At 40.2% G+C, this 15,532-nt stretch carries 9 protein-coding genes and 1 pseudogene; 1 reads left to right on the forward strand and 9 read right to left on the reverse strand.

The features are described 5' to 3' along the window. Positions 1-5: 5 nt before the first annotated feature. The 8 genes from CWC14_RS08795 to CWC14_RS08830 all read right to left on the reverse strand — a co-directional run bounded on the left by CWC14_RS08795 (position 6) and on the right by CWC14_RS08830 (position 13,287). Positions 6-1,220 (reverse strand): EAL and HDOD domain-containing protein, encoded by a 1,215-nt coding sequence (locus CWC14_RS08795; RefSeq protein WP_138562432.1) that lies wholly within the window; start codon positions 1,218-1,220, stop codon positions 6-8. Between the two features lie 83 nt (positions 1,221-1,303). Further along, entirely contained in the window at positions 1,304-2,836 is a 1,533-nt protein-coding gene (locus tag CWC14_RS08800) for a glycogen synthase (RefSeq protein WP_138562434.1), read from the reverse strand. Between the two features lie 58 nt (positions 2,837-2,894). After that, positions 2,895-4,169 carry a glucose-1-phosphate adenylyltransferase gene (glgC, locus tag CWC14_RS08805; RefSeq protein ID WP_138562436.1) on the reverse strand — a complete coding sequence of 425 codons (1,275 nt, stop codon included), beginning with the start codon at positions 4,167-4,169 and terminating at the stop codon, positions 2,895-2,897. A gap of 20 nt (positions 4,170-4,189) precedes the next feature. Then, positions 4,190-6,715: a glycogen/starch/alpha-glucan phosphorylase gene (locus tag CWC14_RS08810; RefSeq protein WP_138562438.1), complete on the reverse strand. Its 2,526-nt coding sequence runs from the start codon at positions 6,713-6,715 to the stop codon at positions 4,190-4,192. After that, positions 6,708-8,771, reverse strand: a complete 2,064-nt coding sequence (gene glgX, locus CWC14_RS08815) for a glycogen debranching protein GlgX (protein WP_051385847.1) — start codon at positions 8,769-8,771, stop codon at positions 6,708-6,710. The genes CWC14_RS08810 and glgX overlap by 8 nt, the downstream gene beginning before the upstream one ends. After that, entirely contained in the window at positions 8,764-10,986 is a 2,223-nt protein-coding gene (gene glgB, locus CWC14_RS08820) for a 1,4-alpha-glucan branching protein GlgB (protein WP_024600884.1), read from the reverse strand. Before glgB ends, glgX begins: the two co-directional genes overlap by 8 nt. After that, positions 10,987-12,975, reverse strand: a complete 1,989-nt coding sequence (gene malQ, locus CWC14_RS08825) for a 4-alpha-glucanotransferase (protein ID WP_024600885.1) — start codon at positions 12,973-12,975, stop codon at positions 10,987-10,989. Positions 12,976-12,984: 9 nt separating this feature from the next. After that, positions 12,985-13,287: an isoamylase early set domain-containing protein gene (locus CWC14_RS08830; protein ID WP_076921800.1), complete on the reverse strand. Its 303-nt coding sequence runs from the start codon at positions 13,285-13,287 to the stop codon at positions 12,985-12,987. A 384-nt stretch (positions 13,288-13,671) separates the two neighbouring features. On the opposite strand from CWC14_RS08830, the gene CWC14_RS08835 reads away from it, so the two are divergent. Further along, positions 13,672-14,595 carry a hypothetical protein gene (locus tag CWC14_RS08835; RefSeq protein ID WP_028834784.1) on the forward strand — a complete coding sequence of 308 codons (924 nt, stop codon included), beginning with the start codon at positions 13,672-13,674 and terminating at the stop codon, positions 14,593-14,595. Position 14,596: 1 nt separating this feature from the next. Here CWC14_RS08835 and CWC14_RS19975 read toward each other — a convergent pair. Beyond that, positions 14,597-15,472, reverse strand: a pseudogene (locus tag CWC14_RS19975) (GGDEF domain-containing protein). Between the last annotated feature and the right edge of the window lie 60 nt (positions 15,473-15,532).

The raw sequence follows: 15,532 nt of genomic DNA on the forward strand, positions 1-15,532 counted from the left end.
ATTCCCTAAATATTATCTTTATGGCTATCGGCCCATTGTACCGCTTGTTTGTATAATTTTGGAAAAAAAGCACTGTCTAAATTAATCAGTAATACCGCTTTCTCAAGTGCCCACCAGCTTCCTGTTTCGTAGGCTTTGACTGTTTCAAGGATATAATATAAGTTATTTTTTTCACCAGTTAACGCTGCTTTTATATCTTCCGGGAATGGAAGTTTATCAACCAGCAAGTCCATTGGCTTGTCTAAAATAGCATCGAGCAGTGAAAAAAGCCCCGTTAAAAATGCTTCACCTTGAACCTGCTTAGCAACTTTAGCGGCTATTAATTCACAAAACCGTGCGCGAATAACGCACATCTGCATGAGCTCTATAGGCTTAGAGCGTGCTGTATGTGCACTGACAATTAAACTAACAAACTTTTTTAAACGTGCTTGGCCGAGGTAAACTAACGCTTGTTTTAACGACGAAATTTGGCTTTGTAGCGGAAACACACCGCTATTTAATAAACGCAGTAACTTGTAGGCCAATGCCGCATCAAGCTCAAATAAACCGGTGATCACTTTAACATCAGGATCTGGCTTCATTACTTCTGAGTAAATGGCGATCACTAGGCCGTAATTATAGTGAATATCTTTTTGTTCTATCATCACTGGGCGCGCAAAATAATAACCTTGAAAATAATCAAAGCCCATTTTACGGGCCAATTTATATTCTTCATCGGTTTCTATTTTTTCGGCTAGTAGTTTAATATTTTTGTACTTTTTAAGCTTATGAACCACCAGCGGAATTTCAGCAAGTGGAGTAAGGCGAATATCAAATTTAATTAAGTTGACCAGCTTTAAAAAGCGCTCCCACTGCGGCGTATAAACAAAATCATCCAGGGCTAATTTGTAGTTACTGTGAAATAGTTTGCGACATAGCTCGTAGGTATCGTCGGTGGGCTCTATGGTTTCAAGTAATTCAATAACCACATCTTTACAAGGTAAAAAATCACACAAATCAAGTTTTAACGACTCAGGGCCAATATTGATCAATGCTTTTTTACCCGAGGTAATGTGACGAGTACCTAGGTTAAGCTGGTTTTCCATGATAAGCCTCGCCGTTGCTTGACCATCAGATACACCAGGAAAGCAATTTTCAGGACTATCGCGAAATAGCAGTTCATAAGCAACTACATTTTGATTTCGATTTAGTATTGCTTGCCTTGCCACAAATACAGACACATTACCTACTTTATATTATTTCCACCAGACTAAGTAATTAAAGCGTAAATAAGAACGGATGTCACTGAACTTTATAAAATTTTTTAATATAAGTATGTTATATAATCAGTTACCACACTATCCCAACTAAATCGTGCATCAGCAGCTCGCCTTTTTATTGCTTGCCATTGCTTAGGGTTTGTTTGATATAGGCTAAGTGCCTCAGTTAAACTCTGCAAGAGTGCATCAGCTTGTGTACTTAGCGTATCGCCGTTAAAACAAAATCCACTGACATTATGCTCTACGGTATCTTTTAAACCTCCGACACTGTGCACTAAGCAAGCTTGGCCGGCTCGCATTGCGAGCATCTGGCTAATTCCACAGGGCTCAAAAGAACTCGGCATTAAAAATAAATCACCTAATTGATACATTAAATCGCCAACACCTTGCCCATAGCCTTTTAAAAACAAAAAGTTGTTATTACGTGCCATGGCGCAGGTAAACAGGTGTTCAAGTTTACTATCGCCTGAGCCCAGCACAAGTAAACGCCCCTTAAATTGATTAATGATCTGACACACTGAATCAATAGTCAGGTCTTTGCTTTGTTGCTGGCAAAGTAACAATACTTTTTGCTCAGTGAGCCGCCCTACACTTGTTACAAGTGGCCCTTGCTTATCACACGCCATAAATTGTAAAACACGCTGATGGGCGATGTAGTGGCTGCTGTGTAATTGCGCGCCTTTTGCCATCCAACTAAACAAAGTCGATTCTATTTGCTCTAATAGCTGACTATAGGTTGCTTCATGTTCGTCTTGAACTGCGTAATCACAGCCGTTGAGTATGCCAATTAATTTGCCTTGCTCAGCCGCTTGTTGTAAATCTCGTTCAAGTCCTTCGCCACCAAAGAATCCGTGGGCGTCATTACTTGCTATTTGCACTTCTTGGCTATAACTCGGTGAAACCACATGTACTTTGTCGGCTAAATTAATGGCACTGCGCATAGGGTTAAAGCAATGCGGATAACGAGGGTCACATAATCGTTGCCCGTCGTAACTTAACGAGGGAAACCATGCTTCTAAGCTTGAATCATCCCCTTTAAAAGGACGAATTCCCTGCAAAGCTAAATTGTGCACCGTATATACCAAGCGCAGCTTAGCAAGCTTGCCATAACGAGGATTAAATTTAAGTAACACAGCCACACAGGCACTGTGCCAATCATGCAAATGTAAAGTGTTGGGTTGTGTTAATACGCCCTGTATCAGGGCTTCACAAATAGCGGCATTAAACAGTGCAAACTTGGTTGCATCGGTAGCAAATGGTCTATTATCGTTGTCGTTACAATACACACTCAATGATTGACTAAAAAGAGGATGACTTATAACTATTTGCCTCACCCCTTTTTGATTCTGTGTAATTTCAAACAAAGATAAAACGTGGGTCTCTGACTTAAATGCCACACTCACTTCACCAATAAAACAGCGCTCACCTAGTTCAAAACCATAATCAGGAATAACCACATCTACCGTCAGCCCCTGCGCCACTAACGCCTTTGGTACATCACGAATAACATCAGCAACACCACCAACTTTGGCATTAGGTAACGCATCATTCTCTGCAGCAACCATTAATACATGCATTAATTTACTCTTATAGTTTGCTGCAAGGCTTTCGCCTTGCTCTTTTAATTATTATTTATTAACGATGTGACTTATTGTCTAACTTCATCAGCATATCGCGGGTGACCAATACAATCCCTTTTTTTGATACCCGAAATCCATTGGCTTCATCGGTTTTACGATCAAAACCAATCTCTAATCCAGGTGGGATCTCACAGCTTCTATCTATAATTGCTCGCTTAATTTTACACCCTCGATTTACAATAGCACCGGGTAAAATGACCGACTCCTCAATGGCACAATATGAACGAATATGTACATTAGAAAATAATAATGATTTTCTCACTAAAGAGCCGGAAACAATACACCCACCCGACACCGTTGAGTCAACCGCCATCCCTCGGCGATCATCATCATCAAAAATAAATTTGGCAGGAGGAAGCTGCTCTTGGTAAGTCCAAATTGGCCAAGTAGGATCGTACAAATCCAGTTGAGGCTCTGGCATAACCAGTTCCATATTTGCTTCCCAAAACGAATCTAGAGTTCCCACATCGCGCCAATAGGGTTGTCCTACTTGTGCGGGATCTCTAAACGGGTAGGCAAACACATTATGCTCTTCAATAATAGCCGGAATTATATCATGGCCAAAATCACGCCCTGAGCCCTCTGTTTGCGCATCTTTTTGTAGCTGCTCAAATAAAAACTCAGTATTAAATACATAATTTCCCATTGATGCTAAACAGGTGCCTAGTTTACCAGGCACTGAGCTGGGCTCGGCAGGTTTTTCGTCAAACCGACGTACACGACTTTCTTCATCAACCGTCATCACACCAAAGGTACCCGCAGCTTCTTCAACCGGTACTTCTAAACAGCATACCGTCATGTCGGCGCCATTTTCTACATGCTTTGCCAACAGCCCGCCATAATCCATACGATACACATGGTCGCCAGATAAAATCATCACATATTTAGGTAACTCATGGCGAATAATATCCATATTTTGAAATACCGCATCGGCAGTACCGCAATACCATTCATCACCATGGCGCTGTGACGCAGGTAATATTTCAACTGACTCACCTAATTCCTTTTTAAAATGCCCCCACGCTCGATTTACATGGCGAATCAGTGAGTGTGATTTATATTGCGTTGCAATTCCGACACGTCTCACACCTGAGTTAATGCAATTTGATAGTGGAAAATCAATAATACGATGTTTACCACCAAAATAAACGGCGGGTTTAGCACGCCAGTCGGTTAGCTCATGCAAGCGAGAACCGCGACCTCCGGCAAGAATTAAAGCGTAGGTTTCTCTTGTTAAATTACTTATATAACGATTTGCATAACTGGGCATATTACTCTCTCCGTTTAGTGTCAGCTGTTAGTGTCAGTGTTTGTTTTTACTGTTTGGTGTGTGGTATCTAGTGGAGTTAAATGCCATATATCATCACAATATTGACTAATTGTTCTGTCACTAGAAAATGAGCCACTGGCGGCAGTATTTAAAATACTCATTTGAGTCCAGTATGTTTGATCTGCATAGGCTTTATCAACATCACGTTGCGCAGCTATATAGCTGGCAAAGTCATGAGCGGTTAACCAAGGATCGTTGTTACTTTTAATGCCATTAATCACATCGCCAAATAAGCCAGGTTCAAATAGATTGAAATGGCCACTTTCGAGTAAGTGCATCACACTATTCAAATCAGGGTTATTCGCAATTATTTCACTGGGGTTATAATACGCTTTTATGTCGTCAATATGCTCAGCTTGTGCGCCAAATAAGAAAAAGTTCTCAGCCCCAACAGCGTCACGTATTTCGATATTAGCGCCATCTAGTGTGCCTATTGTTAGCGCGCCATTCATCATAAACTTCATGTTGCCGGTACCTGAGGCCTCTTTGCCCGCGGTTGATACTTGCTCCGATAAGTCCGTTGCAGGGCAAATGGTTTCCATGGCGGTGACATTATAATTAGGTAAAAACGCGACTCTTAGAAAAGCAGATACCTGTGGGTCTTTATTGATCACCTCAGCAACATTATTAATGAGTTTAATGATTTTTTTAGCCATCATGTAACCCGGTGCTGCTTTACCACCTAATAAAACGCAACGAGGCACCATGCCTTGTGTGTCGCCACGGCGTATGCGGTCATATAAATGAATAACGTGTAAAATGTTAAGTAACTGGCGCTTATATTCGTGAATACGTTTTACCTGCACATCAAATAGCATATTGATATCAAACTCTACGCCACATCTTTGTTTTACTAAATCAACTAAGCGTTGTTTGTTTTGCTGTTTTGCTTGCTGCCACTTTATATGAAACTGCGGGTCATCGTAGTAACGACGTAATTGGCCAATTTGTGCAAAATCACCTATCCAGTCTTTGCCTATTTTTTCGCTAATGATCTGGCTTAAACTCGGATTGCAGTATGCAAGCCAGCGCCGTGGAGTAACACCATTGGTTTTGTTGTTAAATTTATCAGGCCATAGCGCGTAAAAATCTTTAAACAAACCCGCGGTTAATAACTGCGTATGTAGCGCTGCCACACCATTGACAGAGTAACTGCCGACAATGGCTAAAAAGGCCATACGTATTTGCGGCTCGCCCCCTTCTTCAATTAATGATAAATCCCGTTGTTTTTGCACATCACCTGGCCAATGCATGGCCACCTCGGCTAAAAAGCGGGCATTAATTTCATAAATAATCTCTAAAATACGCGGTAATAATTTAGCAAATAACGATACCGACCACTTCTCTAATGCCTCTGGTAGTAAGGTATGATTTGTGTAAGCCATGGTTTTGGTGGTGATATTCCATGCCTGATCCCAATCCAGTTCATGGTCATCAACTAAAATTCGCATCAGCTCGGCAACCGCAATACTTGGGTGGGTATCGTTAAGCTGAAACACATGATGCTGAGCAAATTCAGTAAAATCATTACCGTATTGTTCAATCCATTGTGTAAGTACATCTTGAATACTTGCAGATGATAAAAAGTATTGTTGACGTAATCTCAGCTCTTTACCATTTTCACTGCTGTCGTTAGGGTACAACACCATGGTTATTTGCTCAGCGAGATTTTTTTGTGCTACTGCTTCAGAATAACTTCCGGCATTAAATTCTGTTAAATTAAATTCGTCCGTTGCTTCAGACTTCCAAAGTCTAAGGGTATTAACAATATTATTTTTATAGCCCGGAATAGGTACATCATAAGGCACTGCTAATACATCTTGAGAACTGATCCATTGGCGATGCTCACGGCCAAATTTATCGGTGTAGCTTTGTACATAACCAGAAAACTTAACCCGTTTAGCTTGCTCCGGTGCGCTTAATTCCCAAGGATGACCTTCTCGTAACCAGTTATCTGGTTGCTCAACCTGATTACCCTCTTTTATTGACTGATTAAACATACCATATTCATAACGAATACCGTAACCGACCACTGGCAGCGCTAAACTGGCACAGCTATCTAAAAAACAAGCCGCTAGTCGCCCTAAACCGCCATTGCCTAAACCGGCATCATGCTCAGCTTGTTCCACACTTTCAAGCTCAGTACAGTAAGCTTGCAGTGCCTTTGTAACTTGTGATTCTAAATCTAGATTTAATACTGCATTACCCAGCGCTCTGCCCATTAAAAACTCTAACGATAAATAGGCTGTTTTACGGCGTTTTTGTTGTTTTATTTGTTGATTGGTTTCCCTGCAGCGTGCCACTAATCGGTCTCTGATCGTCAGTGCTAATGCATGATACAAATACAGCTGTGACTCGCCCACCACATCACGCCCTAAGGTGTAATAAAAGTGCCGTGTTAAATCATCACTTAAAGTACTTTCGTCTATCACTGGGCCTGCTTGCCAGCCTTTTACTACACACACTTGCTCGTCTTGCTTAGTCATAATCATCGCCTTCTAAATTGGCACTAAAAACCCAACTACTTTGTGCTGAAATATTCACGGTTGCATCTTCTTGAATAACAGATGATGCGTTATTTACACTTGATAACACTAACGTCCATGGCGCGATAATGGGCGATTGTGGTAATTGGCAGACCACAGGCTGTTTACTAGCATTAAGAATAATCAATAACGCATGCTTATTTTGCTTATCAAGTAAGCTATACATTAAAAATTGCCGTGTATCTTCATGCCAATGTGTTTCATCCATTTTTTTACCTTGCTCGGTAAACCACTTAACGGTGAAGCGCTCATCAATATCATCCAAAAACACACTGTGTTTAAATGCACTGTGACCACGCCTGATTTTTAGCGCATCATCAATAAACTGAATCAATGTATGATTCAGTTGTGAGTCTTTCCAGGCAAGCCAGCTGGTGCGATTATTTTGACAATAAGCGTTATTATTACCGCCTTGCGAGTGCGCCATCTCACTGCCAGCGGCTATCATTGGCACGCCTTTGGAGAGTAATAAGGTGAGTAGAAAGTTTTTTTGTTGTTGTAAGCGCAAACTCATTACTTCTGGGTCGCTGGTAAATCCCTCAACCCCGCAGTTAAACGAATAATTAGCGCTATGGCCATCTTGGTTGTTTTCACCATTGGCCTGGTTATGTTTTTGCTCATAACTGACTAAGTCGGCTAACGTAAACCCATCATGGCTGGTAATAAAGTTAATGCTATTTAGCGGGCCTCGGTTACTGTGTTCAAAAATATCAAACGAGCCATGTAAACGCTTTGCCACATCACTAATAATGCCTTTTTCACTTTGCCAAAAGCGTTTAATCACATCACGATATTGATCGTTCCACTCTCGCCAAGGTGAAGGAAATGCACCAAGCTGATAACCACCAGGGCCTATATCCCACGGCTCACTGATCAGTTTCACTTTATTTAACACAGGATCTTGGGCAATTGCTTGTAAAAAGGTGTGAGACGCACTAAAGCCCGTATTTGAACGCGCTAAAATGGTGGCTAAATCAAATCGAAAGCCATCAACGCCCATAACTTCAACCCAGTAACGTAAGCTGTCGAGTACCAATTGTAAGGTTTTAGGGTGATCGATATTTAACGTATTGCCACACCCTGTATCATTAATATAAACATTGGGTTGCCCCTCAATGGTGCGATAATATGTCAGGTTGTCGAGCCCTCGCAGAGATAAAATAGGGCCATCATTTCCTCCCTCTGCGGTGTGGTTGTATACCACATCCAAAATAACTTCAATATTGGCGCGATGTAACTCACTAACCATTTGTTTAAATTCGTTTATATCGTCATTAACCAAATAGTCTTTATGAGGAGTAAAAAAATTAAGACTATTATAGCCCCAATAATTTTGCAGTCCTTTAGCGGTTAAAAACTGTTCGCTTATAAAAGCATGCACAGGCAAAAGCTCAATAGCCGTTACCCCTAAACTTTTTAAATGATCAATAAAACTGGGATGACTCAAACCTAAAAATGTCCCTTGTAGCGCTTTAGGGATATCAGGATGGCGACAGGTGGCACCTTTAACATGGCACTCATAAATAACGGTATTGGCCCAACTATGCTGTGGCTTATTATTTGAATAAGCAACCGGCGCAGTCACTTTTGATTTAGGCATATCTATCGCATTATTAACCACGCTTTTAGTGCCAATGGGCATTTGCCCGTAATGACGTTCGCTCCAAGTAAATTCGTTAAACAAGTCTTTTGCATACGGATCAATCAGTAATTTATGCTCATTAAATAACATGCCTTTTTCTGGGCTGTATTCGCCATCAACCCTAAAGCCATACAATGCGCCTGTGCTTAATGGGGCTATGTGAATGCTCCATACGCCGCCTTCATTAATATTCATGGCTATTTTTAATATTTCTGTATGACCACTTTTATCAAATAAGCACACAAAAGCTTGGCTTGCATTAGGGGCATACAAGGCAAAATTAACGCCTTGGTTTTGTACACTCGAACCCAGTGGCAAAGGCACACCCTGAGTAACCTCAAAGCAATTACTCATCATTCACCTTTTCTAAGTAAAGTGTGGTTAAGCCGCCAATATTAACTGTAATACTGTGATCAAACCCATGACTTGGCTGAACGACTGAATGGATAAGCTGGTTTTTATCCTCTGTGACAAGATAACCTGAGCCAAAAAAGCAGACCTCATCGGTATTTAATACCACTTTATATGTGCCCTTCGCTGGCACACCTAAGGTGTAGTGTTGATAAGCCGTTGGTGTAAAGTTAGCGACAATAACCATAAAGTGGTCAGCATTTTTAGCATAACGAATAAAGCTAAACATACTCTGCTGGCTGTTATTATTATCTATCCATGAAAAGCCCGTTGCACAGCTATCAAGCTCATATAAAGATGGATGCGCTTGATACACTTGATTAAGGCGTTTAACCGTATGCTGAATCCCTTGATGGCTTTGATGCTCAAGCAAGTGCCAGTCTAGTGAATGGTCATGATCCCACTCTTTACGCTGTGCTATTTCGGCGCCCATAAACAGTAATTTTTTACCTGGGTGTGCCCACATAAACGCATAATAAGCACGTAAGTTTGCAAACTGCTGCCAATCGTCACTGGGCATTTTGTTTAGTAGTGATCCCTTGCCATGCACCACTTCATCATGACTGAGCGGTAAAATGTAATTTTCACTAAATGCATACACCATAGAAAATGTCATTTTATGATGGTGATATTTTCTAAATAACGGATCTTGCTGCATATAATCTAAGCTGTCATTCATCCAGCCCATATTCCATTTATAGCCAAAACCTAAGCCATTGTGTTCAACACTTTGCGTGACCCCAGGCCAAGCCGTTGACTCCTCAGCCACCATCATAATGCCGGGGTTATTTTTATAACTGCGTAAGTTCACTTGTTTTAGGCACTCTATCGCCCCTAAGTTTTCTCGACCGCCATAACAATTAGCTACCCACTGTCCTTCTTTACGACTGTAATCAAGGTAAAGCATTGACGCCACCGCATCCACACGCAGTCCGTCTATGCCAAATTGGCTAAGCCAATACATCGCATTAGAAATTAAAAAGCTTTTTACTTCAGGGCGGTCATAATTATAAATATAGGTGTTCCAATCAGGATGAAACCCTTGGCGCATATCAGCGTGTTCGTATAAATGGGTGCCATCAAAGCAATGTAAGCCATGTGGGTCGCTTGGAAAGTGCCCAGGAACCCAATCAAGTAATATGCCTATGTTAGCTTTATGACATTGTTCAATTAAGTATTTAAAGCTGTTGTAATCACCAAAGCGGCTCGTAGGGGCAAACAGCCCTACTGGCTGATAACCCCAAGAGCCATCAAACGGGTATTCACTGATCGGCATAAGTTGTAAATGCGTGAACCCCATTTCAATCACGTAACCTACAAGCTTATCTGCAAGCTCGGTGTAGCTTAAGTAACGGTTATGCTCAGCGCGTTGCCAGGAGCCTAAGTGCACTTCATAAATACTGATAGCCGCATCAATATGATTACGCTTTTGGCGATTTATAATCGCTTGTTCACTTAGTAAAATAGGCGCTGGTTTGTACTGTAATATACTGGCAGTGCCCGGTGCTTGCTGCATTTTAAATGCAAAAGGATCGGCTTTATCTAAAACCTCGCCACTGAGCGTAGTAATAGCAAATTTATAGCACATGTCTGCACTTAAACCCGGGATAAATAATTCCCATACCCCACTTGCCGGATGAAATCGCATAAAATGGCGATTCGCTTGCCAAAAATTAAACTCACCAATAACCGATACACTGGCGGCATTAGGCGCCCACACACAAAAACGAACACCATCTACCCCTTGTTGTGTAGTAAATTGCGCACCTAGGTGAGTATAAGCATGCTCAAGGCTACCTTCGTTAAACAAATACATAGCCTGTTCATCCAATGTACTGCTGAAGCTGTATTCATCGTAAAATATAACATCGCTATTTTCATAACTAACTTGGCATTGGTAAATACTGCTAGGCATGCTTGATAACTCAGCGATAAATAAATCACTGTGTTTATAGCGTAACGCGCTAATAACTTGACCATCAATTAACAGTTCGACGCGTAATGCCGCTGGCAAATACACGCGTATTTCAGTGCCACTTTGGGTGTTGTGCGCGCCTAAAAAACTAAACGGGTCTTTAAATCGCCCTGCAGTTAATGCGTTTACCTGTGCGTCATAATCAACTAATTGCGTTGATACCCTATTTTTAGTACTGCCCATTTACGCATTCCTTATTGAATGTATTGCAGCCAAAAGAGCAGCATTATCTTTAAAAATATCGTCGCACGTATGTGTGAGTACCCGTCGCCAATTAGGATACTCTTTATCGGTGCCAGGAATATTGACTGGGTAGTGTTGCTTGTCTAAATCATCAAGCTGTAATGCAAATAAACGAGACGGCGATTTAGCTAAACATACAGCCAAAGCGCTATAAACGTCAAAAGCATCCGTGTTAAGTGAAAAGGAAGTGTTTTGTGGATTTAAAAAGCGTAATAACCGGTGTTGCTCTTGCTCTCGCTGCTGAACTAACTGCTGATACTCATCAGTATCAATCAGCCCATACTGCTGTTTAATTTTTAAATCGCTATGCTGCCACCAGCCCACAAATGGCGGTACATCATGATTGGCTATCATTAGCAGGCATTGCTCGCTAAGGTCATCGCTATTTACAAATTCATCATTTTGTTGTTTTTCAAAATAAAATAAGCTGTTTGAGAAAATGCCACTATCAACCAGTGCCTCTTTTACCTCCGGTGGTACAACCCCTAAATCTTCGCCTATTACTATGGCCTGATTAAGATGAGATTCAATTTTTAAAATTGCTAATAAATGCTCAAATGGGTAGTACACATAACAGCCATCTTGGGTATCATTGTTTATGAAACACCACCACAAACGCCTAATCGCCATTACATGGTCGATTCGTAACCCGCCTACAGCATCCATATTGGCGCGTATAAGTGAGCGATAAAACTGATAGTTATTGTCAGCAAGGCGCTGCGGGTTTATTGCTGGCAGCCCCCAATTTTGGCCGTTAGGTGCCCAAGGATCTGGTGGTGCACCAAGGGTTGCATCTTGACTAAATAATCCCTGCTGATATTTAAATTCAGTGCCCTCATTAGCACAGCCCACCGCTAAATCATTGATTAAACCAATCGCCATCCCTTGGTCAATACAATGCTGTTGGCATTGCGTAAGTTGGCTGTGTGCTTGCCATTGGAGGTAATATTCAAATGTGGGTTCTGTGGTTTCTAACAGAGCCAGTACATCACTGTACTGTTTACAAAACGCACTAAATTCGTTTTGCCGTGCTTGACTGCCCTGTTGTTGAAAATGCTTAAAAAGCAGCTTAAAAGCAGCATATTTACACTTAGTAACCGTTTTATAATCAATAAAGGCTACACCTTGGTCGCTGTATTTACTTGAGGTATTAGCAGATAACAACTTAGTTAAATCCGGATTGTTAAAGCTGTCTGGCGATAAATTAATTGCGATATATAGCGGATTGAGTAAGGCACGATTGTTTGGGTTGTAGGGGCTGGCGCACTCAGGGTTATCTACAAACAATAAGTGCAATGGGTTAAGTAAAATATAGTCCATATTTTGCTTTGCACATAAGGTTGCCAACTCAAGTAAATCACTAAAATCGCCAATCCCGAGTCCGGCTTTATTTTTTAATGTATATAACTGAATTGATAAGCCAAAGCGTTTTTTATCCGCTATTTGGTAGGCTTGTTCAGGGGTCGACCAAATTTGTGTTTTAGCTGATTGCTCACCCATCGTTAATAACGCATCATAATAGCCGGTTGGTAAATGCGTCAGTGGTAGCGCTATTTCTATATAACGACACCCATTTACAAAGTACTCACCTAATGCTGCATACTGAGCAATGTGTTCAAATTGCAGCTTTATATTTAATTCTGCCACAGTTAATGTAATTTTGTGATGCGTATCAGCTTCATTAACACGCACCTTTAGCACATTACTAGCCTGATCTATTATGCTAACAGCAGGTGCGAGTGTTAACCATGTAGCCGCATCCAATTGATAATTTAACTGGGTTATTTGCGCCGTATCACGTGTGTCAACGCCACAGCAGTGCAAAGCAGATTTACGGGTGTCTTCGCTAAATATAACGTGTTCACCCGTATACTTAGTGTATTCGTAACCAATACCATGCAAATAAAACAATTGCGATAGTGCGTCCATTCAGCGACCTTAATTAATGCGTTGTGTATTTACTATACTATTTTCTGTACCAAAATTATTAGCAATATACCCATCTGCCTGATGATCGTTATCCCACTGTTTACCATTTATTAAATAGCGAAAATGAAACTCTTTATCAACGGGAAGACGTTGCTTGCATTTAAATACGCCAAGCCTTTTGTTGTGCTTCATTGGCACCGGCTGCCAATCATTAAATTCTCCAAGTAAACAGACATCATCTGCATCTGGGTGAGAAAATTCAAAGGTTACTTCTGCTTCATTTTTTGTTTTAAAAAAGCGTTTATTCAACATAATAGGCTCCAACTAAACCATAAGGGTTATTCATCTTTGCCACAGGCCAAACAGCTTAAAAAGGCGATGTGGAATCCATTCATTCACATAAAAACAGCTTTAAAGTTAATCAAAACTTTATTTACGCATTATTACAGTGCGTTATTTATTTTACCGCACTGATTTGGTGCAATTTTAACCATTAAAATTGATTTTTACGTAAGCTCTTCAACTGAGCAACTTTTAAACCAACTACACCATAACAGCTAATTAATTTGCTTTTGTCCTTATACACAAACTTATTAATTTTTATTACTACATTAAAACTATAAAAACCTTTAGCTTAACAACATCATCAGCGATAATAACTATCTACTGAGCCAACCCAATGAACACTTAAATACAATGTTGAAAAAAAGCATCCTTATTACTTCTGTTATCGTCTTTAGCATCATTACGGCTGTTGTAGGCAGTTCAATTTATACACTATATAGTAAAAAGGTGGTCTCTGTAGACCCAAAACTAAAAGAAATTTCAGGCATTGAGTTTGATAAACATAAACGGCTTTGGGCTATTAACGATAGTGGCGACGAGCCTAAGCTTTATAGGCTCAATGACGATGGTTCAATTGCAAAAGAAGTACTCGTCACGAATGCAAAAAATATAGACTGGGAAGATATGACGCAAAATAAGTTTGGTCATTTCTTTTTAGGCGACTTTGGTAATAATAAAAATGAACGTAAATGGCTAACAATTTATAAAATAGAAAACCCCATAGATATAAAAACCAATACAACAGAAGCTGAAATTATAAAGTTTACCTACCCAGAATTAGATGGCAGCCCAATACAGCCTGATCAACGTAATTATGACTTAGAAGCGTTTGTGGCTTTTGGTCGACATTTATACTTGTTTACTAAAAATCGCACAGAGCCATTCGATGGAATTACTAACGTTTACAAAGTAGGCGACCATGCAGCGAATTTTGATGCTCAGCTGATAGATTCATTTAAAACGTGCACCACTATGGAAAAGCTTTGCTGGATCACATCCGCAGCACTTAGCCCAGATAGAAAAAAGCTCGCACTACTAGATTCAACCAGTATTTGGCTGTTTGAAAACTTTAAAGGCGATAAGTTTTTCTCTGGCGATGTATTTAAAATTGACTTAGGTATTGTAACCCAAAAAGAGGCAATCACCTTTTATGATGACAACACCATCGCCTTTACCGATGAAGAATTCAAAGGCATTGGCGGCAATGTTTATTTTATAAAGCTCGACCAAGTAACCAAAGTAAAAGTGCAGCGAAGCCATCCTCAGCCGCAGTAGTTTAAAATAAATCTATTTCTGAGAAATTAACTTGTACACTTATTAAGTTCTCGGCAAGTAAATCTTCATAGATACAAAATTTATCTCGGCCATTATTTTTTGCATAATAAAGCGCTTTATCTGCGCTTTCTAGCACTGCAATTGGAAAATCATAAGAACTAATACGCGCTAAACCAGCACTGATCGTCATATTTTCAACAAAAGGAAACGATGTATTACCTAATGAGCTGTATAAACTCAGCCATTTTATTACTGATTGAGTCAGCATCTGTGGGCTCAAAAACAATCACGAATTCTTCCCCACCAAAACGAAAAATTAAATCTGTTGAGCGAAAAAAGTGACGCATTTTTTGCGCTAATACCAGTAACACTTCATCTTTACAGATATGACCTTATTGATCATTTATATTTTTAAAATGATCAATATCTAAAATAGCCAGCCAAGATGTTGATGCCTGCTTTTGTTGCCTTTTATCCTCATCTCGGGATGAGCCGTGCATTTTTAATACTTGTTTTTCAATTAGCTGTTTTATTTTCTTCAAAGGTCTATCTATTTAACAGACCCGTTAATTTATCTCTTTCGTTTTCATGGAGTATCACTAAATAGTTTTCAAATATGCGGCAAAAAGCATATAGCATCACTTGAGCCGAACTATCTAAACTTTTTGAAACCACAGAAATGGCAGCAACTGTTTTTTTGGCGGGTAATGGGGAGGCAACGGCGTTCAATTCCATCGGCAGACTGAACAGTAATAATACAGGCAGAGCGTAAACACGATAGAAGTTCATCCTCAGGCTGTGCAACAATTTGTCGTTGTACCCACTCTAATTGCTTTTCACCCGTCACTTTTAAGCAAAGACTTTGCTCAATAGTCAGTTGGCCTTAAAATTCTATATCTTTATAAACTAAGACCTTTTTACAGCCTATAAATTCTTG

The sequence above is a fragment of the Pseudoalteromonas sp. S3260 genome (genome assembly GCF_005886925.1).
Classification (GTDB): Bacteria; Pseudomonadota; Gammaproteobacteria; order Enterobacterales; family Alteromonadaceae; genus Pseudoalteromonas; species Pseudoalteromonas tetraodonis.